We start from the raw sequence: 25,497 nt of genomic DNA, 5'->3' as shown, positions 1-25,497 counted from the left end.
TTTCTCCTCTCAAGGATCCGCGGACCCGGCCTTTCGGGTCCGTCGGACTCGGTGAGCGGAGTGCCCGCACCACGCGGACCCGAAACGCGAAAAGGGCCCTCCTCACGCGAGGAGAGCCCTTTTCGTGACCATCAGAAAGCGGCTTCGTCGAGCTCCATCAGCGCGTTGTCGGCGGCCTCCACGATGGCGCGGCGGGAGGTCAGCTCCGGCAGCACCTGCTTCGCGAAGAACGACGCCACGGCGATCTTGCCCTCGTAGAACGGGACGTCCTTGGCGGACGCGCCCGCGTCGAGCTTGCCGATGGCGACCTCGGCGTGCTTGAGCAGCTGCCAGCCGATGAGCAGGTCGCCGACCGACATCAGCAGGCGGACCGTGTGCTGGCCGACCTTGTTGATGTTCTGCGGGTCTTCCTGCGACGTCGTCAGGTAGCCGATCAGCGAGCCCAGCATGCCCTGGGTGTCCTCGAGGGCCTGCTTGAGCAGCCCGCGCTCGTTCTTGAGCCGGCCGTTGCCCGCCTCGGACTCGATGAACTTCGTGATCTCGCCGGCGACGAAGGCCAGGGACGCGCCCTTGTCGCGGACGATCTTGCGGAAGAAGAAGTCCAGCGACTGGATCGCCGTGGTGCCCTCGTAGAGCGAGTCGATCTTGGCGTCGCGGATGTACTGCTCGATCGGGTAGTCCTGCAGGAAGCCGGAGCCGCCCAGGGTCTGCAGCGACTGCACGAGCTGCTCGGTGGCGCGCTCGGAACCGACGCCCTTGACGATCGGCAGCAGCAGGTCGTTGACGCCGTGCGCGACCTTCTGGTCACCCTCGCCGGTCCACAGCTGGTCCTGGAACGACGCGGTGTACAGGTAGACCGCGCGGAGGCCCTCGGCGTACGCCTTCTGCAGCATCAGCGAGCGGCGGACGTCCGGGTGGTGCGTGATGGTGACGCGCGGGGCGGTCTTGTTCAGCATGTTCGGCAGGTCGGCGCCCTGGACGCGCTCCTTGGCGTACTCGAGCGCGTTGAGGTAACCGGTCGACAGCGTCGCGATGGCCTTGGTGCCGACCATCATCCGGGCGTACTCGATGACCTGGAACATCTGCGCGATGCCGTCGTGCACCTCGCCGAGCAGCCAGCCCTTGGCCGGGGTGCCGTGCTGGCCGAAGGTCAGCTCGCACGTCGTCGAGGCCTTGATGCCCATCTTGTGCTCGACGTTCGTGACGTAGGCGCCGTTGCGCTCGCCCAGCTCACCGGTCTTGGAGTCGAAGTGGAACTTCGGCACGAGGAACAGCGACAGGCCCTTGGTGCCCGGCTTGGTCTCGATGCCGGGACCCTCGGGACGCGCCAGCACGAGGTGCATGATGTTTTCGCTCATGTCGTGCTCGGCCGAGGTGATGAACCGCTTCACGCCGTCGATGTGCCAGGAGCCGTCCTCCTGCTTGGTGGCCTTGGTGCGGCCCGCGCCGACGTCGGAGCCGGCGTCCGGCTCGGTCAGCACCATCGTCGCGCCCCAAGCGCGGTCGATCATCAGCTGCGCCCAGTGCTTCTGCTCTTCGGTGCCGTTCTTGTCGACGATCATCGCGAAGTTCGGGCCCGCCATGTACATGAACAGCGGGGCGTTCGCGCCGAGGATGAGCTCGGAGGCGGCCCACTGCACGGTCGGGGGCAGGCCGAAGCCGCCGAGGTCGTTGGTCAGGCCGAGGCGCCACCACTCGCCCTCGATGAGCTGCTGGTAGCTCTTCTTGAACGACTCCGGGATCTTCACGCTGAACGTCTTCGGGTCGTACACCGGCGGGTTGCGGTCCGCGTCGGCGAACGACTCGGCGAGCGGGCCGGTGGCGAGCTTGTTCAGCTCGGACAGCACACCGCGCGCGGTCTCTTCGTCGGATTCGGCGAGCACGCCCTTCCCCAGGCGCTCCTGCACGCCGAGTACCTCGAAGAGGTTGAACTCCAGGTCTCGGACGTTGCTCTTGTAGTGGCCCATGTGTCACTCCAATGTGTTCGGCTCCCCGGCCGGGCACATACTCGCCTTACTCGCCGGTAACTTCAGGATATTACCTGCGGGTAACTGGAGCAAGCAGATCCGCACTACCGAGTACCGGAAATCCACACAGAAGTGGTGTTTTTCCTGGGGAACGGCCTCAGCGGTGCCCCGGGATCGCCGTTGTGTCGGCCGTCACCGGCACGTGGCCGTCTTCGGTCCGGGCGATGAGGATCCCGCCGCGGAAGGCGATGGTGACCGCGTGTGTCCGGTCCCGCGCGGACAGCTTGCGCAGGATGCTCTTCACGTGCGTCCGGACCGTCTCCACGGAGAGGAACAGCAGCTTCGCGATCGCCGAGTTCTCGAGACCTTCGGCGACCAGCTGGAGCACCTGGTATTCGCGCCTGGACAGCGGCATCGCGCCGCGGCCGGCCGGTGGGCTGTCGTGGGCGAGGTCGCCCTTCGGCACGGTCGCCCGCTTCGGCCGGGCGGTCAGCGCGGCCAGCGCGGGGTCGATGTACCGGCGCTCGGTGTGGGCCCGCCGGATCGCTTCGGCGAGCCGCCGTGAATCGATCGACCGTGGCACGATCGCGTGCGCGCCCGCGGCGATCGCGGCCGCCAGGTACTGCTGGGTGCGATTCGCGTCACGGATGAGCGTGACCAGGACCAGCGCCGGGTCGCCGGCGTTGAGCAGCTTGGTCAGGTGGCAGTTCGGGTCGAGCGCCGAATCGAGCACGACGACGTCCGGCTTGACCTGCTCGCACAGCTGCAACGCGGCGTGATGGCTGGCCGCCTGCCCCGCCCAGTGCAGCCCCTGGCTGCGGTGGACGAGCGCGGCCAGGCCGTCCCGGTAGATCGGGACGGGATCGACGACCGCCACGCCGAGACTGCGCCCGCCGGGTCCGATCGGCCCCGTGGGCCTGCGGGTGGGCTCGATGCCGTGCATCGTGGGCCTCCGTCTCCTGCGCCGTCGCTCCTGGGACGCCTCCCCGGCGTCGCCCGGTCCCCCCTGCCGGGACCGGCCAAAAGTGACTCCTCCTGCTTGGTACGAGTCGCGATTGCGCAGCTCATGACGCCAATTCCCCCTCATGGCCCAACCGTCCGGTCACAGCAAACTCTCGGTAGAAAACGGTGTGACCGGGTTCGTGCGGCGGGGGTGGGAGGGACCTGATGGGGGTGTCGTTGCTACTGAGGGTGGCCCGCAGGTCGTTCAACGATTTCGACGATCGCGGGATGCGGCCCGCAACCGCCCGAACTCCGCCCCGAGCCCGGCGGGCGTCCAGTGCGCGTTGAGCCCGCTCGGGTTGGGCAGCACCCACACGAGGGAGTCCCCGATCCGCGGTTCCTGCGGGCCCACTTGCGCCTTCGGGAAGCCGAACGCGGTGCGGTACGCCGTGATCCCGACGACGGCGAGCCACTTCGGCCGGTACTCGAGCACCTTCGCGACGAGCAGCTTGCCGCCTTCGCGCAGCTCGTCGCCGGTGAGCTCGTCGGCGCGGGCGGTGGTCCTGGCGACGACGTTCGTGATGCCGAGACCGAGGTCGAGGAGCTGCTCCTGCTCGCTGGGCCGGTAGCGGCGCGGGGTGAAGCCGCCGGCGTGGAGGGCGGGCCAGAAGCGGTTGCCGGGACGGGCGAAGTGCTGCTTGAGCACGCCGGAGTAGAGGCCGGGGTTGATGCCGCAGAAGAGGACGTCGAGGTCCGGGGCGATGACGTCCGGGATGGTCGTGTTGTGGGCGGCGGCGAGTTGGTCCTTGGTGGGTCGGGTGCTCACCCGTCCAGTTTCCGGCACGCTCGGGGGATGGAGCTCACCGCGGACGGCTGTTCGGTCGAGGTCTACCTGCTGCTGCCCCCGGGCGGCGAGTCCGAAGTCGTGCACGCCGCCGTCGAGCCGGGGGCGTCGATCCTCGAGCTGGGCAGCGGGCCGGGCCGGGTCACCCACCCCTTGCTCGAGCTGGGGCACGACGTCGTGGCGGTGGACGACTCGCCCGCGATGCTGGCCCACGTCCGCGCGGAAACGGTGTGCGCGCGGATCGGCGACCTCGACCTCGGCCGGACGTTCGACGCGGTCCTCCTGGGCAGTCACTTGATCAACACCCCGCGCGAACCGGATCGGCGCGCGCTGCTCGTCGCGGCTCGGCGGCACCTCGCTCCGGGCGGCCGGCTGATCGTCGAATGGCACCCGCCGGAGTGGTTCGACACCGTCGCGTCCGGCCAGGGCGGCCTGCTCGGCGAGGTGGCGGTCGAGCTGGCCGACGTGGTCCGCGACGGCGATCTGCTGTCCGCGACCGTGCGGTACTCGGCGCGAGGACGACGTTGGCGGCAAGAGTTCACCTGCCGCCGGTTCGCCCTGGAAGAGGCGCTGACCTCGGCTGATCTTTTCTTCGACGGCTGGCTCACCGCCGACCGGGCCTGGTTCGCCGCCCGGCCTGGTCGCGGGGGGTAGCGGAGTACGCACGGACCTGCGTACCCTTTGTGATCTCCCGCACAGCGTCGTACCGAGGAGGATTTCGTGCAGCTTCCGCTCATCCTCGGGCTCGTCGCGCTCGTGCTGGCCGTCGCCGCGCTCGTCGTGGTCCTCGAGGACCGGCGGGCCGCCAAGCGGGCGGCCCTGCAGCGGAAGGCCCGGTTAGCGCGGCTGGGCGAGGTGGATCCGCTCGCGCCGAGCCGGCTGCACGCCGATCGGTGAACGCCCGCCGCGCAGCAGCGTGAGCAGGAGCGCCCCGAAGACCCAGCCGACGCCGGCGCCGAAGGCGTTGTTCATGAGGTCGTCGACGTCGAAGATGCGGTAGACGTACGGTGCCGTGCCGAAGTTCGCCGTGACCTGCGTGAGTTCGATGAGCAGTGAGGCGGCGAAGCCGATCAGGGTCGTGCCGACCAGGCCGCGGCGCCACAGGATCCGGGCGAACACCCCCAGCGGGACGAACAGCAGGACGTTCAGGCACGCCTGCTGGAACGTCTGCGTGGCGAACCACTGCGACAGCGGCTCCCCGTGCTTGAGCAGTTCGGTGTGGATGTCGGTGATCCACTGGAACGGGTGCAGCTGCACCGTCTGCGTCAACCGGCGGGTGCCCGGGCCGGGCAGCGGGAGGAAGACGACCGCCAGCGTCATGCACGCGTAGAACAGCACCGCCGCCGTCGTGGCGATGCCGCGCAGGCGCAGGCCGCCGTACCGGGCGAGCTGGGTGAGCACCTGCGGCACCAGCACGACCGTCCACAGCGCGAGGAAGCCGATGAAGCCGTACTGCAGGGCCGTGACCTGTGCGTTCGTCATGCCACCGACGTTATGGATCTTGACCGGGGTGCCGCTTCGGTCGATGAGCCGGACGGTCCGGACGCCCATCGGCCAGTTGGCCGACCTCGGCACGGGCCGATCGGTCGGGGGCCGGACGTGGCCGAAGTCATTCAGGCATAACCGGATGCGTCTTGCGCCGACCCGGGAATGACAACGACGCTTCGCACGTCGGAGTGTTGTGCAGGCAACGAAAGGAACGCTCATGGCACCGGTCCGGGTCGGCATCGTCGGGCTCAGCGCGAACGGCGGCTGGGCCGCCACCGCGCACGTGCCCGCGCTGGCCGCGGTGGACGGCTACGAGCTCCGCGCGCTGAGCGGGAGCAGCGCCGAGTCGGCGCGGGTGGCCGGGGAGAAGTACGGCGTGCCGCTGACCTTCGGCGACGCCGGTGAGCTGGCCCGGCACCCGGAGGTCGACCTGGTCGTCGTCGCGGTGAAGGTGTCCGAGCACCGGGCGCTCATCGAGCCCGCGCTGGCGGCGGGCAAGCAGGTGCTGAGCGAGTGGCCGCTGGGCGTCAGCCTGGCCGAAACCCGGGCGCTCGCCGAAGCCGCGAAGACCGGGCAGACCGCCGTCGGCCTGCAGGGACGGTCCGCGCCGGCGTTGCGCTACCTGCGTGACCTCATCAAGGACGGCTACGTCGGCCGCGTGCTTTCGACGTCGCTGATCGCGTCGGGGGCGAACTGGGGGCCGAGCGTCCGCGCCGGGCGGGACTACCAGCTGCACCCCGAAGGCGGGGCCACGATGCTGACCATCCCGTTCGCGCACACCGTCGACGCGCTCGACATGGTGCTCGGCGGCTTCACCGAGCTGTCGGCGACGATGGCGACCGTCCGGCCGCGCGTGCGCGACGAGGTCACCGGCGAGTCGGTCGCGATGACCGCGCCGGACCAGATCGCCGTCTCCGGCGTGCTGGCCGGCGGCGCGGTCGCGTCGATGCACCTGCGCGGTGGGACGTCGCCCGCGACGGACTTCCACTGGGAGGTCAACGGCACCGAGGGCACGCTGGTCGTCGAGGCCGCCGACCCGCTGTTCTGGATCGCGAAGCTGACGCTGCGGGGCAGCCGGACCGGCTCGCTGGAGAAGCTGACCGTGCCCGCCCGCTACGAGCTCCCGCAGCTGGCCGGGCGCAGCGCCGAGCCCTCGTACAACGTCGCGCACGCCTACGCGCGGCACCTGAAGGGCGACCTGCCGGACTTCGCGCACGCCGTGCGCGTGCACCGGGTGCTCGACGCCGTCCAGCGGGCCGCCGACACCGGGACGCGGATTCACCCGGACGCAGAGTAACTGTTACCGACGGTTGTAGCTTTTGCGCGAGCCCCGACTTACTCTCGGGTGATGGACGACGTTGTCTACGACCGCGAGGGCCGGGGCGAGCCGCTGGTGCTGATCCACGGCATCGGCCACCGCCGTCAGGCGTGGGCGCCGGTGTTCCCGCTGCTCACGCCGCATCGCGACGTCATCGCCGTCAACCTGCCGGGCTTCGGGGAGTCGCCCGAGCCGGCCGGTGGCTACGGCGTCGAGCCCGCGCTGGTCATGTTCAAGGAGCTCTTCACCGAGCTGGGGCTCGACCGGCCGCACGTCGCCGGCAACTCGCTCGGCGGGCTGCTGTCGCTGGCGCTCGGCCAGGCCGGGCTCGTCCGCAGCGTCACGGCGTTGTCACCGGCCGGGCTGTGGAACCGCACGCAGAAGATGTACGCGATCGCCACGCTCAAGGCCCACCGCGCGCTCGCCCAGCGCACCCCGCCGCACGTCGTGCGCCGCATCGCCGCGACCGCGGCCGGCCGCAGGGCGCTGACCGGGATGATCGTCGGGAAGCCGGCGCTGCTGACCCCGGACGCCGTCGTCGAGGACGCGCACGCGCTCGCGACCGCGCCCGGTTTCGAGCCCACGGCCGCGCAGTCCCGCGGGGACTTCCGCTTCACCGGTCCCGTCACCGGCGTCCCGGTGACGATCGCGTGGGCCGCGCACGACCGGATCCTCGCCCGGCCACGCGTCGCCGACCTGCGGAAGGTCGCGCCGGACGGGACGTTCCGGTTGCTGCCCGGCTGCGGGCACGTGCCGATGAACGACGACCCGGAGCTCGTCGCGCGGGTGCTGCTCGACGGGAGCCGTTAGGTGACATTCGCTTTACGTCCGTCTTTTGACCCTGGTAGCTGACTCCTCCGCGAGGCAGAATCCTCCGCCGTGCGCCCGTTCGGGGACCCTGGGCGCGAATCGGAGGAAGAACACGCATGAGGCTTTCAACCCGGCTCGCGGTGTTCGCCGCGGCCGCGCTGGCGACGACGGCGGTGACCACCGCACCCGCGTCCGCGGGCCAGCGCCCGGACCCCACCACCGACGTCCGGATCATCGGGTTCAACGACCTGCACGGCAACCTCGAGCCGCCGACCGGCTCCAGCGGCCGGGTCGTGCAGTCGGACGGGACCACAGTGGACGCCGGCGGCGCCGCTTACCTGGCCACGCACGTGAAGCAGCTCCGCGCGCAGGTGCGCAACTCGTTCGTCGTGTCCGCCGGGGACAACATCGGCGCGTCGCCGGTGGTCTCGGCGCTGTTCCACGACGAGCCCACCGTCGACTTCCTGAACATGCTGGGCGTCGACGCGTCCGTCGTCGGCAACCACGAGTTCGACGAGGGCTACAAGGAGCTGCAGCGGATGCAGTTCGGCGGCTGCCACCCGACGGACGGGTGCCAGTTCGAGAAGTCCTTCAAGGGTGCGAAGTTCCCGTTCATCGGGTCCAATGTGTACTTCACCAACGGCCTGCCCGCCCTGTTGCCGTTCACCGTAAAGTTCGAGGGCGGCGTGCCGGTCGGCGTCATCGGCGCCACGCTGGAGGACCTGCCGTCCGTCGTCACGCCGGAGGCGATCAAGGGCCTGAAGTTCGGCGACGAGGTCGAGGCGATCAACCGCACGGCGAACCTGCTCGACTTCTTCGGCGTCAAGGCCCAGGTCGTGCTCCTGCACCAGGGTGACGGCACCGAGGTCGAGGGCCCGAACGACTGCAAGCTGCGCCCCGGCCCCGCCGCCGCGATCGCGGCCGCGGTGACCCCGAAGGTCGACGCGTTCTTCACCGGCCACAGCCACCAGCAGTACAACTGCGTGATCAACGACCCGGCGGGCCAGCCGCGGCCGGTCATCCAGGGCTCGTCCTTCGGGCGGCTGCTTTCGGTGGTGGACCTGAAGATCAGCACCAAGACGCGCGACGTCGTGCGGTCGCAGACCAAGGCGTTCAACGAGATCGTCACCCGCACGGTCACCCCGGACCCGGCCGTCGCGGCGCTGGTCGCCGACGCCAAGGCGAAGTCGGGCCCGATCGCGAACAAGCAGGTCGGCACCATCACCGCGGACCTGCCGGCGGCGGGCAACGCGGCCGGTGAGTCCCCGCTCGGCGACGTCATCGCCGACGCGCAGCTCGCGGGCACGCAGTCGAACAACGCGGTCATCGCGATCACCAACCCGGGCGGCATCCGAGCCGACCTGACCTACAAGTCGTCCGCCAACAACGAGGGTGACGGCGTGGTGACCTACGGCGAGGCGTTCACCGTCCAGCCGTTCGCGAACATCATGCAGACGATCACGCTGACCGGCGCGAACCTGAAGAACGTGCTGGAACAGCAGTGGCAGGGCACGACCACGCGCATCCTGCAGATCTCGAGCTCGCTGCACTACAGCTACTCGGCGTCCGCGCCGCAGGGCTCGCGGGTCTCGGACATCACGGTCAACGGCACGCCGGTCGACCCGGCGGCGACGTTCCGCGTGTCGGTGAACAACTTCCTCGCCGCCGGCGGGGACGGGTTCGCCGAGTTCACCAAGGGCACGAACCTGGCCGGCGGACCGGTGGACCTGGACGCGCTGATCGCGTACCTGGGCGCCCACCCGAACCTGGCCCCGCCCGCGGCGGACCGGATCACGAAGCTGCCGTAGTTCCGCTTCTTCCAAGACGCCGGGTCGACAATGGACCCATGACCACCTGGGAAGACGTCGTACGCCTGGCCTCGAGGCTCCCCGAGGTCGAGGCGTCGACCTGGTACCGCACGCCCGCGCTGAAGGTGGCGGGCAAGGGGTTCGCGCGGCTGCGCACCGAGGCCGAGGGCGGCCTGGTCGTGCTGTGCGGACTCGACGAGAAGGCCGCGTTGCTGGATTCCGGCGACGCGGCCTTCTTCACGACCCCGCACTACGACGGTCACGGCATGGTCATCGTCGACCTGGACAAGGTCGACGTCGATCAGCTGCGCGAGCTGCTCGAAGAGGCGTGGCGGCTGCGGGCGCCCCGCCGGCTCACCACTTGAGCTCGCCCTTGAGCATGCTCATCAGGATCATGTCGTGGCGCCGGCCGTCGGCCGCGACGAACGCCTCGCGGTGGCGGCCGTCCTCGCTGAAGCCGACCTTGCGGTAGACGTGCCGCGCGCGCTCGTTCTCGGCGACCACCCAGAGCGTGATCATGTGCAGCCGCATGGAGTCGAAGCCGTAGCGGCACATCAGGCGCAGGGCCTCGGTGCCGTAGCCGCCGCCGTTGCGGTACTCGGCGTCGCCGATGTAGATGTCCAGCTCGGCGTTGCCGACCTCGGGCACGGCGTCCCGGAGGTCGACGATGCCGATCAGCTTGCCGTCGGCTTCGATGCCGAGCACGACGAGTTCGTAGCTGTTGACCGGGCGTTCCGCGGCGTGCTTGCGGAGCTGCGCGAGCGACCGCGGGTAGCCGGTGTTCATCCACCGGCCGACCTCGGGGTCGTACCCCCACGGATGGATCTTGTCCGCGTCTTCGGGTTCGAGAGCGCGCAGCCGGACCAGGTCACCTTCGAGCATGTCGTCATCGTGCCGGACCCGGCGGCGGGGTTCGCGCGATTTTCGGGTGACCCCGGATCTGCGCGCCGGGTACCCCGATGGTGGGATATGGCGCATGTCGACCGCATGGCCGCTGCGCCAGGACCCGGAAGCGCCGGTGATCATCGCACTGGCACTGGTCAACGACCCGGACGCGCTGGGGTTCGTCGTCCTGGACGACGAGGACGACTTCTTCATCAGCGACGGCACCGAGCTGTCGGATGACGTGGTGGTCAACCGCGAGAGCTTCGGGAAGCTGTCGCTGCGCGAAGCCGTCGAACTGCTGCCGCAGCTGGGCGCGCTCGCCGGCCTGCCGACGGGCATGGCCGCCGACTGGGACCCCGAGCGCCGCACGTGGCTGCTCTCGTCGGTGACCGGTTCCGACGACGAGGACGAGGACATCCGGCTGTTGGCCCAGCGCCGCGCGGCCTGGGAGTTCGAAGGCTCGCCGGACGACGAAGCCCAGATCAGCAGCGGCCTGACCGAGATCCCGACGGGCCCGCAGCAGCCGGTGCGCGCGGTCCGCCAGGTCGTCCGCGAGCAGGACGGCACGTGGCTGTTCGTCGGCTTCGAGGTCCCGGAAGCGGAGGACTTCGAGGTCGAGGGCCTGGAGCTGGAGCACGTCGCGAACCTGTACCCGGACGTCCGCACGGTGCTGAAGGCCGCGCCCGGCCAGGTCTACGACCGCGCCACGCCGGAGAGCGACTGGGAGCTCGTCGAAGGCTGAGAAAAAGTCCGGCGCGGCTGTCCAGCGGCCGCCGGCGCCGTTCGTCCTTACAGTGAGAGCCGGCGACCGGCGCCGGTCAGGACCTGTGAGGAGCAGCCATGCCCCAGTACGCCGCGATCATCTACGCCTCCGACGTCGACCCGACCAAGCCCGAGGCCGCGGACATGATGAAGGACTACAACGAGTTCCACGAGGGCGCCCAGGCCGTCATCCGCGGCGGCGCGGCGCTGTACCCGACAGCCACCGCGACGACGGTCCGCGTCACCGGCGGCAAGGGCGGCGACATCGTCACGAGCGACGGCCCGTACGCGGAGACGAAGGAAGCCCTGACCGGCTTCTACCTGCTCGAATGCGCCGACCTCGACGAGGCCGTGAAGCGCGCGGCGCAGATCCCGGGCGCCTGGGACGGCGCCATCGAAGTCCGGCCGGTCGTCGACTTCGGCCAGTGACCGGCGCCGGGGACGCGGTCGCGCGGCTGGTCCGGGACGAGGGCACCCGGGTTCTGGCCACGCTGGTCCGCGTCACCGGCAGCGTCGACCTGGCCGAAGACGCGGTGCAGGACGCCGTCGTGCGCGCCCTCGAAACGTGGCCGCGCGACGGCGTCCCCGGCAACCCCCGCGGCTGGCTCCTGGTGGCGGCCCGCCGCCGCGCGGTCGACGTCGTCCGCCGCGAAGCGAAGCGCCTCGGGAAGGAGGCGGACGCGATGCCGGCCATCGACCCGTGCCCGGACCCGGTTTCCGTCCGCGACGACCTGCTGCGCCTGGTGTTCACGTGCTGCCACCCGGCGCTTTCGCTGGACGCCCAGGTGGCACTGGCGCTTCGGACATTGGGCGGTTTGTCGACCGCGGAGGTGGCCCGCGGGTTGCTGGTCCCCGAAGCGACGATGGCGAAGCGCCTGACGCGCGCGAAGCAGAAGATCGCCCAGGCGCGGATCCCGTACCGGGTGCCGGCTGCCGAGGAGTTGCCTTCGCGGTTGTCGGGCGTGGCGTCGACGGTGTACTTGATCTTCAACGAGGGCTACACGGGCCGCGTCGCGCTGCTCGACGAAGCCGTCCGGCTGGCACGCCTGCTGGCTTCGCTGATGCCGGACGAGCCGACGGCGCTGGGGCTGCTGGCCTTGGTGCTGCTGCAGGACGCCCGCCGCCCGGCCAGGTTCGTGTCGGGCGCACCGGTGCTGCTGGCCGACCAGGACCGTTCGGCGTGGGACTTCGAGCTGATCAAGGAAGGCGTCGAGCTGGTCGGCACCGGCCTGCGCCGGACCCCGTCGACCCCGAACCCGTACGTCGTCCAGGCGGCGATCGCGGCCTGTCACGACCTGGCCCCGTCGTACGCGGAGACGAACTGGAACGCGGTGATTTCCTGGTACGACGTGCTGTTGTCGATCCAGGACACGCCGGTGGTGCGACTCAACCGCGCGGCGGCGGTGGCGGAACGCGACGGCCCGACGGCGGCATTGGCTTTGGTGGACGCGCTGCCGGATTTGGCGGATTACCCGTGGTGGCACGCGTCGCGCGCGGAGTTGTTGCACCGCTTGGGTTCGGCGTCGGCACTCGCGGCTTTGGAGCGGGCGGTGGAAACGGGATTGCCCGCGGCGCACGCGGCGGAATTGCGGGCCCGGTTGGAAAGCGAAAACCCCGAGCGGAATGCCCGGGGTTTCGGTGAGAGCGGATGACGGGAATCGAACCCGCGTATTCAGCTTGGGAAGCTGATGTTCTACCATTGAACTACATCCGCAGTGTGTCGCCAGCATACACGGCGGCGTGATCCCCTTGTCCAGACCCCTCCTCCTTGACGTCGGCGCGTGAAGTGACAACACTTGTTGTCGACCTCGGAGGTGAGCATGGAGGATCCCGAGCTGTTCCGCCAGGGTGGGTTCCGGCTCGCGTCGCGGCTGTTCGTCGGAGGCGACATCCGGGGGGACGAGCGGCAGGTGGCCCGGCTGCGGGAGTTCGCGCAGGTGCAGGACCGGCTCGCGGACGACGTCGTCGCGTGGATGGCCCGGCAGCCGAAGGGGCAGGGGCGCCGGCTCTTCGAAGACGCGCTGCGGGGCGGTGTCGCGGCGCCCGGGCCGCTCAAGGAGTTCTTCGAGCAGGTCGACGCCAAGCCCTACTGGGTCGACGACGAGCGGCTCGAGCGCGGGGCGCGGGCCATCACGCGGGCCGGGTTGCTGGGGCTCTTCCCGCTCGGCGACATGTCGCTGATGGGCGGCTACCTCGCGTCGCGCGCGACGAAAGCGCTGGTCGGGACCGGGGAAATCGAGTACAAGGCGACACGGCGGCTCGTCGAGACCGCCAACTGGTGGATCGACGTCACCACGCCCGGCGCGCTCACGCACGGGGAAAAGGGGTACGCCTCCGCGCTGCGGATCCGGCTCGTGCACGCCCACGTGCGCGCCGCCATGAACGGGCGGGACGACTGGGACTACGAGGCCTGGGACCGGCCCGTCAACCAGGTGCAGACCGCCGGGACGCTGCTGCTCTTCTCGCTCGTCTACGTCTTCGGCACGCAGCTGCTCGGCCTCCGGTACTCCGCCCGCGAGCGCGGCGACATCCTGCACCTCTGGCGCTACATCGGGTGGCTCATGGGGGTCGACGACGAGCTGCTGCCGACCTCCGAAGAGGACGCCTGGCGCCTGTTGTGGCTGCTCGCCGCCACCGAGTTCATCCCGGACGACGACTCCAAGCGGCTCGCCAAGGCGCTCGTCGAGGCCAACGCCGCCGTCGGGGAAGGGCGCGGGGCCGTCGGAAAGGTCTTGTCGCACGTCTCCGTCGCCGTGCACTCTTCGATCAGCAGGCTCGTGCTCGGGAAGACCAACGCGGACTTCCTCGAGCTGCCGAACGATCCCGTCGCGCAGGCCGCGATCGTCGCCGTGGCCGGGGTGAACTTCGCTGCCGAGACCGTGCGGCGGTTCATCCCCGGGGCCACCGCGCTGCAGGAACGGCTCGGGCGCGCCGGGCGCCGCGGGTACGTGAAGCGGCTCGAGAAGATCTTCGCTCCCGATACCTCCTACGCGCAGCACATGCGGGTCGCCTGAACCCACCGGATAGGCTGCCGGGCGTGCTGCTCAGTGACCGTGACCTCCGCAAAGAGCTCGACGCCGGCCGGCTCGGCATCGACCCCTTCGATGCCGGCATGGTCCAGCCGTCCAGCATCGACGTCCGGCTCGACCGGTTCTTCCGCGTCTTCGACAACAGCAAGTACACCCACATCGACCCGCAGCTGCAGCAGGACGAGCTGACCTCGCTGGTCGAGAAGGAGGGCGACGAGCCCTTCGTGCTGCACCCGGGCGAGTTCGTCCTCGGGTCGACCTACGAGCTCGTCACGCTGGCCGACGACCTGGCCGGCCGCCTCGAGGGCAAGTCCTCGCTCGGCCGCCTCGGGCTGCTCACGCACTCGACCGCCGGGTTCATCGACCCCGGCTTCTCCGGGCACATCACGCTCGAGCTGTCGAACGTCGCCAACCTGCCGATCACGCTCTGGCCGGGCATGAAGATCGGCCAGCTCTGCATCTTCCGCCTGTCGAGCGCGGCCGAGCACCCGTACGGCTCCACCGAGGCCGGGTCCCGCTACCAGGGGCAGCGCGGCCCGACCCCGAGCCGGGCGTACAAGAACTTCCACCGCGTCGACACCTGGCGCTAGGCGGAGATCTTCTCGTTCCAGTCGATGCGGTGGTCCCACATGAAGGCGTTCGGGTCCTCGTCGAACGGCTTCGAGAACGCCCGCTTGATGAAGAAGTCGCGCACCACGCGGCCGACCGGGCCGATCACCTTCTGCTCGCCGTTGCGCTTGCCGGCCGCGACGACCGCTTCGACGCGCTCGCGGCGCAGGCGCTCGTAGGTGGCGAGAGCCTGCGCCACCTCCGGCACGTCCCGGAGGCATTTGCCCAGCGTGACGGCGTCTTCGATGGCCATCGACGCGCCCTGCCCCGCCGCCGGTGACGTCGCGTGCGCCGCGTCGCCGATGATCACCATGCGGCCGCGGTGCCAGACCGGGACCGACGGGAAGTCGTACGTCGGCCACGCCGGGTAGACCTCCCGCGTGGCGCGGATGATCTCGGTGGCCGGCGTCCGGTCGCGGGACACCAGGTCCAGCAGCTCCTTCCGCAGCTTTTCCCCGGCGAGCCCCGCCAGCTCGGACGCGGTCGGCTCGGTCTTGCGGGCCGGGTTCGCGAACCACCAGACGCGCCCGTCCGGACTGACGACGTGGCAGAAGAACACCCGCTTGCCGAACACCATGTTCAGCACCCCGGGCTCGTCCGGCAGCGACAGGCCCTCGGCGAACCCGCCGGTGTTGAGCAGCGGGACGTACCGTGGTGACGGCGCGTCCGGGTCGATGATCGTGCGGACCCGCGAGCGGAGGCCGTCGGCGCCGATCAGCAGGTCGCCTTCCGAGTGTGAGCCGTCGGAGAAGTCGGCTCTGACGTGCGTGTCCGTCTGGCTCGCGCCGATCAGCCGCTTGCCGTACTCGGCGTGGATGCCGCGCCGCGCGGCCTCGTCGCGCAGGGCGACGTAGAGCTCCGAGCGCAGCACGGTCTGGCTCACGGTGCCGTCCGCCAGCGCGCCGCCCAGGGGGAATTCGGCGAGCCGGGTGCCGTCGCCGAGCCCGATCGACATCCGCGGCGAGTCGAAGCCCGTGCGCCGGACCACGTCCTTCAGGCCGAGCGGCAGCAGGGCGTCCAAGCCGTTCACCGCCAAGGTCAGGAACGCGCCGACGCCCTCCGCGCCGCGGTCGTACGCCTCGAACAGCACCGGCTCGTGCCCGGCTTCGTGCAGGGCGATGGCCGTGATCGTGCCCGCGATGCCGCCCCCGATGATCAGTGCCCGTGTCATCTCGTTCGTCCCCTCGAATCTCTTAGAAACTAATTCGTTCTGTCGAACTAAAGAGTGCGCTAGGCTGAGGGCCGTGTCAAGCGAGCGTGCGCACCTGGTCGACGAAGTCCTGCTCAGGTCGCGGGAGCTGTCGACCGAGACGGTCATGTTCCACACGGCGATCTCCGAGACCCGCGGGCTGTCGGCGGTGGAGAGCAAGGTCCTCGACTACCTCGCGCGCTTCGGGCCGCAGACCCCGAAGGAGCTCGCTCGCCTGTCCGGACTCGCCCCGGCGTCCGTGACCGCGATGATCGACCGGCTGGAGCGCAAGGGCATCGTCGACCGCCGCCCGCACCCCGACGACCGCCGGCGGGTGCTGATCGCGCTGGACGAGCAGGCCATCGCGAGCGGCGTGCACCTGTGGGACCACCTGGTCAAGGGCATGTACGAGCTCTGCGACCGCTACACCGACGACGAACTCCGGACGGTCATCGGCTTCGTCGAGGCGGCGACGTCCCTGACCCACGAGTCGACGGTGAAGCTGACCGGCTCCACGAACGAGTGAGTTCGAGGGCGTAAACCCGGCGCTCGTGCCAGGCTCCCAAGGTCGTCTCGACCCCGGAGGTGGCGAGGAGTGCCGTTGCCCGAACGACCGCTTCGCCTGGTTGTGGTGCTGGCACTGGTCTTCCTGGCCTCGGCCGTCGTGCCGTCGGCGAGCGCGACCGCGGTCCCGCCGTTCGCGGTGGGCTACGACGCCGTCGTCTACGGCGACTTCCTGTACGCGGGCAACGGCGTCCTGCGCTGCCCGGTCGCCGCCGACCACGCGCCGACGTCCGGTCCGGTCGCCACCCCCGCGGCCTGCGCGAACACCGCGGACCGCAAGGACACCCTCGCCAACGAGGACTTCTTCCTGCAGTGGGCCGACATCGACGCCGACCCGGCCACCTTCGACTCGGCGAGCGCGTCGGTGAGCATCCCGCCAGGCGCGAAGATCGCCTTCGCCCGCCTGAACTGGGCGGGCAGCACGACGTGCCAGGGCGCGGTCCTCCCGCCCGGGACGCCCGCGAAGCAGAACGTCCGGCTCACCGTCGGCAGCGCGAAGTCCGTCGACCTCGCGCCCTCGGGGTACGCCGAAGACGCGGGCTACTACTCGGCCCACGCCGACGTGACCGACCGGTTCGCCACCGCCCCGACCGGGACCGCGCTCGACCTGACGGTCGGGAACGTCTGGGCCCCCAAGGGTTTCGGCTGCGTCGGCGGGTGGTCGGTCGCCCTCGTCTACGCCTACCCGGAGCGCAACGCGGACTACGCGCCGAACAAGCGCAAGGTCGTCGTGTACGACGGGCACGTCAACCAGACCGCCGGCGCCCCGGCCGCCGAGACGACGATCACCGGCTTCCGCGCCGCGGCCGCCGACGCGCACCTCGGCGTCACCGCGTACGACGGCGACTGGGGTGCCTCCGGCGACCAGTTCCTGGTCGACGGCACCCCGGCCGCCGAGCCCGCGACCGGCGGCACGTCGAACTTCTTCGTCTCGAACGCCGACAACGCCGCCGCCCCGGCCGCGAAGAACACCTTCAGCGTCGACGCGAAGGCGTTCAACGTCGACCGTGTCGCCGCCGGCGCGACCAGCGCGAAGCTCGGCTTCGTCACCAGCGGCGACGCCTACCTCGCGCAGAACCTCGCGTTCTCGGTGCCGGTGCCCGAACTCCAGCTCGCCCTGCGCGCGACCCAGCCCAAGGCGCACGCCGGCGACCCGGTCACGTTCGCCGTCGCCGTGACCAACCCGGGCGGCGTCCCGGCGACCGGCGTGCAGGTGACGGCCGACGCCGTCCCCGCGTGCGCGAAGCCGCTCGGCACGCTCGCCCCGGGCCAGACGGCCAGCTACACCTGCACCGGACCCGCCCCGGCCGACGACTTCACGAACTCGGCCAAGGCGACCGGCACGAGCGCGCTCGGCGACCACCTCGACGGCGTCGCCGCCGCCCACGTCGACGTCCTGCACCCGGCGCTCGGCCTCACGAAGACGGCCGACCGGCCCGCCTACCGCGCCGGCGACACCGCGACGTTCACGATCAAGGCCGTGAACACCGGCGACACCGGGCTGAGCGGCCTCCAGGTCACCGACCCGAAGACTCCTTCGTGCGCGCAGTCGCCGCCCGGCACGCTCGCGCCCGGCGAGAGCCGCACGTGGGAGTGCACGGCGAAGGCCCCGATCGCCGACGGCGTCACCACCGCGACCGCCGCGGCCACCGACGAGCTCGGCAAGCAGGTCATGGCCACCGCCGACGCACCCGCGCCCACGATCGCGCCCGCCGTCGAGCTCACCAAGACCGCGAACCCGCCGGTGATCCACGCCGGCGACCCCGTCACCTGGACCGTCGCCGTGCACAACACCGGCGACAGCCCCCTGGCGCCGGTCACCGTCGCCGACGACACGACGACGTCGTGCTCGCGCACCTTCGCCGGCCTGGCCGCGGGCGCGACGCAGACGTACACGTGCACGGCGAACCCGTCCCGCACCACGACGTCCCACACGACCGCCACCGGCACCGACCGGAGCGGGCAACCGGTGACCGCCACCGCGTCGGCCACCGTCACGGTGATCACCCCGGCGCTGACGCTCACGAAGGACGCCGCCCCCGCCGTCGCCCGAGCCGGCGACCCGGTGACCTTCACGATCACCGTGGCCAACGCCGGCGACGCGCCGCTGACCGACGTCGCCGTGACCGACGACCGCACCCCGGCCTGCGCCAAGGTGATCGGCGCGCTGCCGCCGCAGGGCAAGCAGACGTACTCGTGCACCGCGCCCGCCCCGGCCGACGACTTCACCAACACGGCGACCGCGACGGCCGAGGACCAGCTCGGCGGCCCGGTGAAGGTCACCGACGACGCCGTCGTCGACGTCATCCACCCCGCCGTCTCGCTCGCGGCGAAGGCCGCACCGGCGCAGGTCCGCGAAGGCGACACGGTGACCTGGACGATCACCGCCACCAACCCCGGCGACGTGCCGCTCACCGGCGTCGCGGTCGCGGACGACCAGGTCGCCGCGTGCGCGAAGCCGCTCGGCACGCTCCAGCCGCAGGCGACGCAGACGTACACGTGCACGACCGTCGCGGGCGCCACCGGCTTCGCGAACAAGCCGGTGGTTACCGGCACCGATCCGACCGTCCGCCCGGTCACAGCCGGCGCGGAAGCCGCGTTCGTCGTGCAGCACCCCGCCGTCGCGATCACCGCGGACGTCACGGCCGGCCCGTTCCGCGAGGGCGACACCGTGCCGTTCCGGATCACCGTGCGCAACACCGGCGACGTGCCGCTGGCCGGCCTCCACGTCACGGACGCGCAAGCCGCGCGGACCACCGGCTGCACCCAGGCGATCGACGGCGCCCTCGAGCCCGGCGCCACCCGCGAGTTCGGCTGCACCGCCACGGCTCCGGCCGACGACGTCACCCGCACCGTGCGGGTGAGCGCCACCCCACCGACCGGCCCGGACGTCACCGCCTCCGCCGTCGCCGCCGTCGACGTGGTCCACCCGGCCATCGCGATCACGAGGTCCGCCGACCCGAAGCTGGTCCGCCCGGGCGACACCGTCACGTCGACGATCACCGTCACGAACACCGGCGACAGCCTGCTGCGGGAAGTTTCGGTGGCCGACCAGCGGGCCCCGGACTGCACCAAGTCCTTGGGACCGCTCGAGCCACAGGCGAAGCAGACTTACAGCTGCACCGAAGTCGCCGGCGACGCCGACTTCGCCGCCACCGCGAAAGCGACCGGTACCGACGCCACGAACCGTCCGGTCACCGCCACCGCCGAGGTCCCGGTCAAGGTCATCCACCCCGCGGTCACGATCACGGACGACGCGGCGCCCGCGCAGGTCAGGCAAGGCGACACCGTGACGTTCACCCTCGTCGTCGCGAACACCGGTGACGTGCCACTGACCGACGTGTCCGTTGTGGACAGTCGCACTCCGGCGTGCGCTCAGTCCATCGGCACCCTCCTCCCCGGCGCCACCCAGCGCCACTCCTGCAAGGTAGCCGCCGGCACCGACAATTTCGTGAGCTCCGCAACCGCGACCGGAACCGATCCGACGAACCGCCAGGTCAGCGCCACCGACGACGCGGCGTACACCGTGCTGCACCCGGGGCTCGGGCTCGCCCAGGACATCCACGGCGGCCCGTTCCGCCCGGGCGACGCCGTGACCTCGACGATCACCGTCACCAACACCGGCGACGGGCCGCTGACCGCGATCCGGGTCGACGCGTCCTGCGCGAAGACGTTCGACAAGCTGGAAGCGGGCGCCGCGCAGAAGTTCGACTGCACCACGACCGCCCCGGCCGACGACGTCGCCACCACCGCGAAAGCCACGGCGAACGCCCCCGTCGGCCCGCCGCTCACGGCCGCGGACACCGACGAGGTCGACGTCATCCACCCGGCGCTGAAGCTGGTGAAGGACGCGACGCCCAAGGTGGTGCGCGCCGGCGACGAGGTCACCTTCACCGTCGTCGTGCGCAACACCGGTGACGTCGCACTGACCGGATTGTCCGTTGTGGACGATCAGCCGTGCGCGCGGCGGTTCGACCGCCTGCCTGCTGGTTCGACGTGGACTTACACCTGCAGCCGAAAAGCGTCGGACGACGATTTCACCGCTCCCGCGGAAGTGACCGGAACGGATCCGACCGGTCGCTCCGCGCAATCGTCGGCCGAAGCGAAAGTCGACGTCGTCCACCCCGAAATCGCGGTGATGAAGGACGCGACGCCGTACGAAGTCCGGGAAGACGGCACCGTCACGTTTTCCGTCCTGGTCAAGAACACCGGTGACGTGCCGCTGACCGCGGTGTCCGTCGTCGACGACCGCACGCCGTCGTGCGCGCACACCGTGCCCGAACTGGCCGCGGACGCCGAAATCACCTACACCTGCACGACTGTCGCGGGGAAACAGGGGTTCACGGGCAAGGCGACGGCGACCGGGCAGGACCCGACCGGGCGCCCGGTGTCGGCGTCCGGCGACGCGACGTTCGTCGTGCGCGGCGGCTGAACGGAGTAACGCGGGAGCGTCCGATTGCCGCGAAATTCCTGCCCGTCGGCGACGAGGGCGACCGAAGAAATGTGATCAGTGCGTTAGCAGGTTCTCGTCGTAATCGTCCCGTGATACGTTCCTGCGCCGTGTCCCCCCTTGGTGAACGTGCTCGCGTGGTGATGGTGTCACTCAGTGTGCTGCTCGGCGTTTTTTCCGCCGCGACCGGCACCTGGATGGCCACTGCGGAAGGAAACACCGCAGAGCTCGGCGCCGCGGCTCTGGTGCTGCCGAACGCGCCCGCCGGCTCCGGTGGCGGCAGCGGCACCGACCTCGCCGGTGGCCAGGCCCAGCCGGACAAACCGGTCGGGCCCGCCTCCACCGGCCCGGCTCCGACGACGTCCAGCGCGGCGCCCACCCCGACCGAGACCTCCGCACCCGCGCAGCCGACGACGTCGGAGGCGCCGCCGCCGACCACCAAGGCCGCGGCCCGCGTCGCGGCCACGGCCACCGGCCAGGTCCTCGCGCTGGTCAACGACGAGCGCGCGAAGGCGGGCTGCGACCCGCTGACCGAGGAAGCGCACCTGACCAAGGCCGCGCAGGACTACAGCGACCAGATGTCGGCCGGCGACTTCTTCTCGCACACCAGCCCCGACGGCACGACGTTCGACCAGCGCATCAAGATCGCCGGTTACGCGAAGCCGGGCGCGGAGAACATCGCGAAGGGGCAGACGTCCGCGGAGCAGGTCATGGACGCCTGGATGAACTCCGAGGGCCACCGCGCGAACATCCTGAACTGCAGCCTCAAGAAGCTCGGCGTCGGCCTCACGAAGACGGGCTGGTACTGGGTCCAGGACTTCGGCTACTGAGCTACGGCTTCGGGGCGCTCCACCGCTCCGCGATGTCGCCGTAGCGCGCCAGCACCGTCGCGCGCAGCTCGGGATCCGTCCGCGGCACCGGCTCGATGAACACCTCGGTGACGTCGTTGAAGGACTCCGTCAGCTCGCCCGCGAGCCGGACGCACGCGCGTTCGAGGTCGCCGGCGCTCAGGGAGTCGTCGAAGTCGACGCGGGTGCAGACGAGGACCTGGTCGGTGCCCATCAGCATGGTCTGCAGGTCCACGACGGCTTCGATCTCCGGCGCGGCCGAGAGGTGGTCGCGGACGCCGCGGACGATCTCCGGGTTGGCCTGGCGGCCGATGAGCAGGCCGCGGTTCGTCCGTCCGAGCAGGTAGGCGACGAAGGCGAGCAGCACGCCGATGACGATCGACGCGACGCCGTCCCAGACCTCCGAGCCGGTGATCTGGTGCAGCCCGATGCCGGCGAACGCGACCAGCAGACCGATCAGCGCGGCGGAGTCCTCGAACAGGACGGTCTTCGGGGTCGGGTCGTCGATCAGGCGGAGGTACGCCCAGAACGACCGGTTTTCGGCCTTGGACTCGCGCACGGTCTGGCGCACCGCCTGCACCCACGACGTGCCTTCGAGCAGGAACGCCACCGCCAGCACGATGTAGCTGAGGATCGACGTGCTCTGCGCCTCGCCGTGGCCGAACAGCGTCGACACGCCCTCGTAGAGCGCGAACATCGAGCCCGACGCGAAGATCGACACCGCCGCGAGCAGCGACCAGAAGTAGCGCTCCTTGCCGTAGCCGAAGGGGTGCACGCGGTCGGCCGGGCGGTCGGAACGTTTCAACGCGGTCAGCAGCAGGACTTCGGTGAACGTGTCGGCCACCGAGTGGGCCGCTTCGGAGAGCATCGCGCCCGAGCCGGTGATGATGCCCGCGATCAGCTTCATCACGGCGATCGCCAGGTTCACCCCGCCGGCGAGCAGGACGGTCAGAGTGCTTTCGCCACCAGGGCTCGCGGATTCCTCGCTCACCCGGTGAGCGTAATGCTCAGAGGCTGCGCAGGCCGTGCAGAACGCGCTCCATCAGCGCCACCGCCGGGCGGCCCTCGGCGTTGACCCGGTTGTCGTGGATGGTGACCAGACCCTGCTCGGCCATGTCGTCCAGCAGCACGCGGACGACGCCGAGCGGCACGCTCAGCGTGGCCGCGACCTCGGCGACCGAGCGCGGGCGGGAGCAGAGCGTGCGGACCGAGCGGAACTCGCCGGTCAGCCGGGCGCCGTTCCAGTGGGCGCCGGCGCGCGTCGAGACGAGCGCTTCGATCGCCAGGTGCCGGCGCGACTGCGTGCGGCCGCGGGTCAGGACGTACGGGCGCACGAGTGTCCGCTGGGCGGGCACGGGGTCCTGGGCGCCGGCGCCGGGGAACCGGACGTCCATGTCGTCGATGTAGGTGCGGAGAGCGTGTCGCCCGGTCGTGGTGCTCCGGTCCTCGCTCATACCTGGCCGCCCCCTGTTTCCGTGATCGTCGAAAGGAAGCCTTCGCTGGCAACGGCGGCGGCGAAGGAAACGTCAGGATACGCCCGTTGTCCAGGGTTCAGGCCTTCGTTTGTCCTTTACCTGATGGGCCATTTCGGTGAATTTCATGAACAACTTTCAAGAAAACGATTACCGCGCCAAAATCCCAGCTAGTGGACCTGTGACAACGCGTAGCGCAATGGCTACATCAATGCGAATAGCGCAATGTAAACGGCCCCGACCAGGAAGTTCCTGGCCGGGGCCGGTTACCCGAAATGTCGTGTCACTCTTTTGCGAGCGAAGGCGCTCCGGTGGGTAGCGGCTTCGACGCCGGCTTGCGCTTGACCGACTCGAGCAGCATCTGCGCGACGTCGACGATCTCGACCTTCTCGCTCGCGCTGCCGTCGCTCTGGCGGGCGGTCAGGCCGTCGTTCAGCATGACCTTGCAGAACGGGCAGCCGGTGGCGATCTTCGACGGCGCCGTCCCGAGCGCCTCGTCGACGCGCTCGACGTTGATCCGCTTGCCGATCTTCTCTTCCATCCACATCCGCGCGCCGCCGGCGCCGCAGCACATCGACTTGTCGCCGTGCCGCGGCATCTCGCGCAGCCGCGCGCCGGTCGCGCCGACCAGCTCGCGCGGCGCCTCGTACACCTTGTTGTGGCGGCCGAGGTAGCACGGGTCGTGGTAGGTGACGTCCTCGGCGACCGGCGCCACCGGCACCAGCTGCTTCTCCCGCACCAGGCGGTTCAGCAGCTGCGTGTGGTGCACGACGTCGAACTGGCCGCCCAGCTCCGGGTACTCGTTGGCGAGGGTGTTGAAACAGTGCGCGCAGGTCACGACGACCTTGCGCGCCTTCCGCTCACGTCCCTCGAACACCGAGTTCAGGACCTCGACGTTCTGCTGCGCCAGCATCTGGAACAGGAACTCGTTGCCCGCGCGGCGGGCCGGGTCGCCGGTGCAGGACTCCTCCGAGCCCAGCACCTTGTACTTGACGTCGGCCATGTGCAGCAGCTCGGCGACCGCCCGCGTCGTCTTCTTCGCGCGGTCCTCGAACGCGCCGGCGCAGCCGACCCAGAACAGGTACTCGGCGTCGCCCATGTCGCCGTCGAACACCGGCACCTCGAAGTCGAGGTCCTCGGTCCAGGCCAGCCGGTCCTTGGCGTTCTGGCCCCACGGGTTGCCCTTGTTCTCCAGGTTCTTGAACATGCCGTTCAGCTCGCTGGGGAACGACGACTCGATCATCACCTGGTAGCGGCGCATGTCGACGATGTGGTCGACGTGCTCGATGTCGACCGGGCACTGCTCGACGCAGGCGCCGCAGCTCGTGCAGGACCAGAGGACGTCGGGGTCGATGACGCCGCCGTCGTCGCCGATGAGCGCCTTCTGCGACTCGGCGATCGCGAGGACGTCGATGCCCGCGTACATGTTGTCGCCGGACAACCCGACCTCGTCACCGGCCATGTCCCGCTTGCCGCCGGCCAGCAGGTACGGCGCCTTCGCGTAGGCGTGGTCACGCAGCTGCGTGATGACCAGCTTCGGCGACAGCGGCTTGCCCGTGTTCCACGCGGGGCACTGCTCCTGGCAGCGGCCGCACTCGGTGCACGTCGAGAAGTCCAGCCAGCCCTTCCAGCTGAAGTCCTCGATCTTGCCGACGCCGAAGGTGTCCTCGTCCGGGTCGGCTTCCTCGAGGTCGAGGACCTTGCCGCCGCTCGTCATCGGCTTGAGCGCGCCCAGTGCGACGCCGCCGTCGGCCTCGCGCTTGAAGTAGATGTTGAAGAAGGCGCTGAAGCGGTGCCAGGCGATGCCCATGGTCATCGTGCGCGCGACCACGATCAGCCAGACCGTGGCGCTCATCAGCTTGACGAACGCGAACACCGTGACCAGGTTCGGGCTGGCCGGCAGCAGCTCGCCGAGCGGGTTCGAGACGAAGGCGGCCCAGGTCGGCGTCTCGTGCGCGCCGAGCGCGGCCTTCGCGGCGCGGACGCCGATGATGCCGATGCCCTCGATCAGGACGACGGCTTCGATGAAGTACGCCCACTTGAAGTTGGAGCCCTGGAAGCGGCTCTGGCGGTCGGCGCGGCGCGGGTGGTTGCGCTGGCGGATCGCCATCAGCACCAGGATGCCGACGATCGTCCCGACCCCGAGCAGCTCCATGAGCAGCTGGAACGGCGGGAAGTCGTCGAGGATCGGCCAGCCCCAGCTCGGCACGAAGACCTCGCCGTACGCCTCGAACAGGGCGAGCGAGCCGAGCAGGAAGCCCCACATCACGAGCCAGTGCGCCGGCCCGACGCTGCGCTTGCGGTTCATCCGCGTGTGCGCGGCGAACTCCTTGATCAGCGTCTTCATGCGGGGCATGAAGGGGCCGTTGCGCGTCGAATCGGGCTGCCCGAGACGGATGATGCGCACGAAGCGCGCGATCGTCGCGGCGAACATTCCCCAGGCGACGACGCCGAGCAGGACCGAGATCCCGCCGAGCGTCAGTTGCAGAGCGCCCATCGTTCGGGTGCCTTT

The 25,497-nt window shown here is 70.4% G+C and carries 23 protein-coding genes and 1 tRNA gene; 14 read left to right on the top strand and 10 right to left on the bottom strand.

Translation table 11 applies throughout. From position 1 onward, the window contains the following. Positions 1–131: 131 nt before the first annotated feature. The 3 genes from AB5J73_RS11225 to mug form a co-directional block, all read right to left on the bottom strand. Positions 132–1,967, bottom strand: coding sequence for an acyl-CoA dehydrogenase (locus AB5J73_RS11225; RefSeq protein ID WP_370969629.1), 1,836 nt, complete (start codon positions 1,965–1,967; stop codon positions 132–134). Positions 1,968–2,124: 157 nt separating this feature from the next. Then, positions 2,125–2,910: a response regulator transcription factor gene (locus AB5J73_RS11220; protein ID WP_370969628.1), complete on the bottom strand. Its 786-nt coding sequence runs from the start codon at positions 2,908–2,910 to the stop codon at positions 2,125–2,127. Positions 2,911–3,174: 264 nt separating this feature from the next. After that, positions 3,175–3,735 (bottom strand): G/U mismatch-specific DNA glycosylase, encoded by a 561-nt coding sequence (gene mug, locus AB5J73_RS11215; RefSeq protein WP_370969627.1) that lies wholly within the window; start codon positions 3,733–3,735, stop codon positions 3,175–3,177. 27 nt (positions 3,736–3,762) lie between these two features. On the opposite strand from mug, the gene AB5J73_RS11210 reads away from it, so the two are divergent. After that, positions 3,763–4,407 carry a class I SAM-dependent methyltransferase gene (locus AB5J73_RS11210; RefSeq protein WP_370969626.1) on the top strand — a complete coding sequence of 215 codons (645 nt, stop codon included), beginning with the start codon at positions 3,763–3,765 and terminating at the stop codon, positions 4,405–4,407. Between the two features lie 66 nt (positions 4,408–4,473). Further along, the gene (locus AB5J73_RS11205; protein ID WP_166640279.1) at positions 4,474–4,650 is read left to right on the top strand and encodes a hypothetical protein; all 177 of its coding nucleotides are present in this window, start codon (positions 4,474–4,476) and stop codon (positions 4,648–4,650) included. Here the strand turns inward: AB5J73_RS11205 and AB5J73_RS11200 are convergent. Next, positions 4,591–5,235: a VanZ family protein gene (locus AB5J73_RS11200; protein ID WP_370969625.1), complete on the bottom strand. Its 645-nt coding sequence runs from the start codon at positions 5,233–5,235 to the stop codon at positions 4,591–4,593. The two genes, AB5J73_RS11205 and AB5J73_RS11200, sit on opposite strands and share 60 nt — an antisense overlap. A gap of 223 nt (positions 5,236–5,458) precedes the next feature. Between AB5J73_RS11200 and AB5J73_RS11195 the strand changes: the two genes are divergently transcribed. From AB5J73_RS11195 to AB5J73_RS11180, 4 genes are all read left to right on the top strand, one after another. Continuing rightward, complete coding sequence (locus AB5J73_RS11195) at positions 5,459–6,538, top strand: Gfo/Idh/MocA family protein (protein WP_370969624.1); 1,080 nt, start codon at positions 5,459–5,461, stop codon at positions 6,536–6,538. A 51-nt stretch (positions 6,539–6,589) separates the two neighbouring features. Next, on the top strand, positions 6,590–7,369 hold the full coding sequence (locus AB5J73_RS11190; protein WP_370969623.1) for an alpha/beta fold hydrolase: 780 nt from the start codon (positions 6,590–6,592) through the stop codon (positions 7,367–7,369). Positions 7,370–7,485: 116 nt separating this feature from the next. Next, the gene (locus AB5J73_RS11185; RefSeq protein ID WP_370969622.1) at positions 7,486–9,177 is read left to right on the top strand and encodes a bifunctional UDP-sugar hydrolase/5'-nucleotidase; all 1,692 of its coding nucleotides are present in this window, start codon (positions 7,486–7,488) and stop codon (positions 9,175–9,177) included. A 38-nt stretch (positions 9,178–9,215) separates the two neighbouring features. Next, complete coding sequence (locus tag AB5J73_RS11180) at positions 9,216–9,542, top strand: MmcQ/YjbR family DNA-binding protein (RefSeq protein ID WP_370969621.1); 327 nt, start codon at positions 9,216–9,218, stop codon at positions 9,540–9,542. Here the strand turns inward: AB5J73_RS11180 and AB5J73_RS11175 are convergent. Beyond that, positions 9,532–10,059, bottom strand: coding sequence for a GNAT family N-acetyltransferase (locus tag AB5J73_RS11175; RefSeq protein ID WP_370969620.1), 528 nt, complete (start codon positions 10,057–10,059; stop codon positions 9,532–9,534). The two genes, AB5J73_RS11180 and AB5J73_RS11175, sit on opposite strands and share 11 nt — an antisense overlap. Before the next feature lie 94 nt (positions 10,060–10,153). Here AB5J73_RS11175 and AB5J73_RS11170 point away from each other — a divergent pair, with 94 nt between their 5' ends. From AB5J73_RS11170 to AB5J73_RS11160, 3 genes are all read left to right on the top strand, one after another. Then, on the top strand, positions 10,154–10,804 hold the full coding sequence (locus tag AB5J73_RS11170; RefSeq protein ID WP_370969619.1) for a hypothetical protein: 651 nt from the start codon (positions 10,154–10,156) through the stop codon (positions 10,802–10,804). 98 nt (positions 10,805–10,902) lie between these two features. Continuing rightward, positions 10,903–11,253, top strand: coding sequence for a YciI family protein (locus AB5J73_RS11165; protein ID WP_360777881.1), 351 nt, complete (start codon positions 10,903–10,905; stop codon positions 11,251–11,253). Further along, positions 11,250–12,476 carry an RNA polymerase sigma factor gene (locus tag AB5J73_RS11160; protein ID WP_370969618.1) on the top strand — a complete coding sequence of 409 codons (1,227 nt, stop codon included), beginning with the start codon at positions 11,250–11,252 and terminating at the stop codon, positions 12,474–12,476. Before AB5J73_RS11165 ends, AB5J73_RS11160 begins: the two co-directional genes overlap by 4 nt. Here AB5J73_RS11160 and AB5J73_RS11155 read toward each other — a convergent pair. Continuing rightward, a tRNA-Gly gene (locus tag AB5J73_RS11155) sits at positions 12,468–12,538 on the bottom strand. The two genes, AB5J73_RS11160 and AB5J73_RS11155, sit on opposite strands and share 9 nt — an antisense overlap. 106 nt (positions 12,539–12,644) lie before the next feature. Here AB5J73_RS11155 and AB5J73_RS11150 point away from each other — a divergent pair. Together AB5J73_RS11150 and dcd are read left to right on the top strand one after the other, a co-directional pair. Next, positions 12,645–13,838 carry an oxygenase MpaB family protein gene (locus tag AB5J73_RS11150; protein WP_370969617.1) on the top strand — a complete coding sequence of 398 codons (1,194 nt, stop codon included), beginning with the start codon at positions 12,645–12,647 and terminating at the stop codon, positions 13,836–13,838. Positions 13,839–13,861: 23 nt separating this feature from the next. Further along, on the top strand, positions 13,862–14,443 hold the full coding sequence (dcd, locus tag AB5J73_RS11145) for a dCTP deaminase (RefSeq protein ID WP_086865668.1): 582 nt from the start codon (positions 13,862–13,864) through the stop codon (positions 14,441–14,443). On the opposite strand, the gene AB5J73_RS11140 is transcribed toward dcd, so the two are convergent. Next, positions 14,440–15,633, bottom strand: coding sequence for an FAD-dependent oxidoreductase (locus AB5J73_RS11140; protein ID WP_370969616.1), 1,194 nt, complete (start codon positions 15,631–15,633; stop codon positions 14,440–14,442). The genes dcd and AB5J73_RS11140 overlap by 4 nt on opposite strands. 73 nt (positions 15,634–15,706) lie before the next feature. On the opposite strand from AB5J73_RS11140, the gene AB5J73_RS11135 reads away from it, so the two are divergent. From AB5J73_RS11135 to AB5J73_RS11125, 3 genes are all read left to right on the top strand, one after another. After that, positions 15,707–16,177, top strand: a complete 471-nt coding sequence (locus tag AB5J73_RS11135) for a MarR family transcriptional regulator (protein ID WP_370969615.1) — start codon at positions 15,707–15,709, stop codon at positions 16,175–16,177. Between the two features lie 75 nt (positions 16,178–16,252). After that, positions 16,253–20,647: a hypothetical protein gene (locus AB5J73_RS11130; protein WP_370969614.1), complete on the top strand. Its 4,395-nt coding sequence runs from the start codon at positions 16,253–16,255 to the stop codon at positions 20,645–20,647. A gap of 155 nt (positions 20,648–20,802) precedes the next feature. Next, positions 20,803–21,495 carry a CAP domain-containing protein gene (locus AB5J73_RS11125; protein WP_370969613.1) on the top strand — a complete coding sequence of 231 codons (693 nt, stop codon included), beginning with the start codon at positions 20,803–20,805 and terminating at the stop codon, positions 21,493–21,495. Between the two features lies 1 nt (position 21,496). Here AB5J73_RS11125 and AB5J73_RS11120 read toward each other — a convergent pair whose 3' ends face one another. The 3 genes from AB5J73_RS11120 to AB5J73_RS11110 form a co-directional block, all read right to left on the bottom strand. After that, on the bottom strand, positions 21,497–22,504 hold the full coding sequence (locus tag AB5J73_RS11120; protein ID WP_370969612.1) for a cation diffusion facilitator family transporter: 1,008 nt from the start codon (positions 22,502–22,504) through the stop codon (positions 21,497–21,499). 16 nt (positions 22,505–22,520) lie between these two features. Beyond that, a complete protein-coding gene (locus AB5J73_RS11115; protein ID WP_160697346.1) occupies positions 22,521–22,967 on the bottom strand; it encodes a DUF742 domain-containing protein in 447 nt (148 codons plus the stop codon). Positions 22,968–23,268: 301 nt separating this feature from the next. Beyond that, on the bottom strand, positions 23,269–25,482 hold the full coding sequence (locus AB5J73_RS11110; RefSeq protein WP_370969611.1) for a (Fe-S)-binding protein: 2,214 nt from the start codon (positions 25,480–25,482) through the stop codon (positions 23,269–23,271). Positions 25,483–25,497: the final 15 nt, after the last annotated feature.

Origin of the sequence: Amycolatopsis sp. cg9 (assembly GCF_041346945.1) — a bacterium.
In the GTDB taxonomy this organism is placed as follows: domain Bacteria; phylum Actinomycetota; class Actinomycetes; order Mycobacteriales; family Pseudonocardiaceae; genus Amycolatopsis.
The sequence above is the reverse complement of the archived record's forward strand: the minus strand, read 5'-3'. Positions and strand labels throughout refer to the sequence as shown.

Bases quoted from the DNA above. Each gene is read 5' to 3' on its own strand.
- AB5J73_RS11110 (WP_370969611.1), bottom strand. From the start codon at position 25,482: ATGGGCGCTCTGCAACTGACGCTCGGCGGGATCTCGGTCCTGCTCGGC.
- AB5J73_RS11225 (WP_370969629.1), bottom strand. From the start codon at position 1,967: ATGGGCCACTACAAGAGCAACGTCCGAGACCTGGAGTTCAACCTCTTC.
- AB5J73_RS11180 (WP_370969621.1), top strand. From the start codon at position 9,216: ATGACCACCTGGGAAGACGTCGTACGCCTGGCCTCGAGGCTCCCCGAG.
- AB5J73_RS11170 (WP_370969619.1), top strand. From the start codon at position 10,154: ATGTCGACCGCATGGCCGCTGCGCCAGGACCCGGAAGCGCCGGTGATC.
- AB5J73_RS11200 (WP_370969625.1), bottom strand. From the start codon at position 5,235: ATGACGAACGCACAGGTCACGGCCCTGCAGTACGGCTTCATCGGCTTC.
- AB5J73_RS11220 (WP_370969628.1), bottom strand. From the start codon at position 2,910: ATGCACGGCATCGAGCCCACCCGCAGGCCCACGGGGCCGATCGGACCC.
- AB5J73_RS11195 (WP_370969624.1), top strand. From the start codon at position 5,459: ATGGCACCGGTCCGGGTCGGCATCGTCGGGCTCAGCGCGAACGGCGGC.
- AB5J73_RS11115 (WP_160697346.1), bottom strand. From the start codon at position 22,967: ATGAGCGAGGACCGGAGCACCACGACCGGGCGACACGCTCTCCGCACC.
- AB5J73_RS11165 (WP_360777881.1), top strand. From the start codon at position 10,903: ATGCCCCAGTACGCCGCGATCATCTACGCCTCCGACGTCGACCCGACC.
- AB5J73_RS11175 (WP_370969620.1), bottom strand. From the start codon at position 10,059: ATGCTCGAAGGTGACCTGGTCCGGCTGCGCGCTCTCGAACCCGAAGAC.
- AB5J73_RS11185 (WP_370969622.1), top strand. From the start codon at position 7,486: ATGAGGCTTTCAACCCGGCTCGCGGTGTTCGCCGCGGCCGCGCTGGCG.
- AB5J73_RS11150 (WP_370969617.1), top strand. From the start codon at position 12,645: ATGGAGGATCCCGAGCTGTTCCGCCAGGGTGGGTTCCGGCTCGCGTCG.
- AB5J73_RS11190 (WP_370969623.1), top strand. From the start codon at position 6,590: ATGGACGACGTTGTCTACGACCGCGAGGGCCGGGGCGAGCCGCTGGTG.
- AB5J73_RS11210 (WP_370969626.1), top strand. From the start codon at position 3,763: ATGGAGCTCACCGCGGACGGCTGTTCGGTCGAGGTCTACCTGCTGCTG.
- AB5J73_RS11140 (WP_370969616.1), bottom strand. From the start codon at position 15,633: ATGACACGGGCACTGATCATCGGGGGCGGCATCGCGGGCACGATCACG.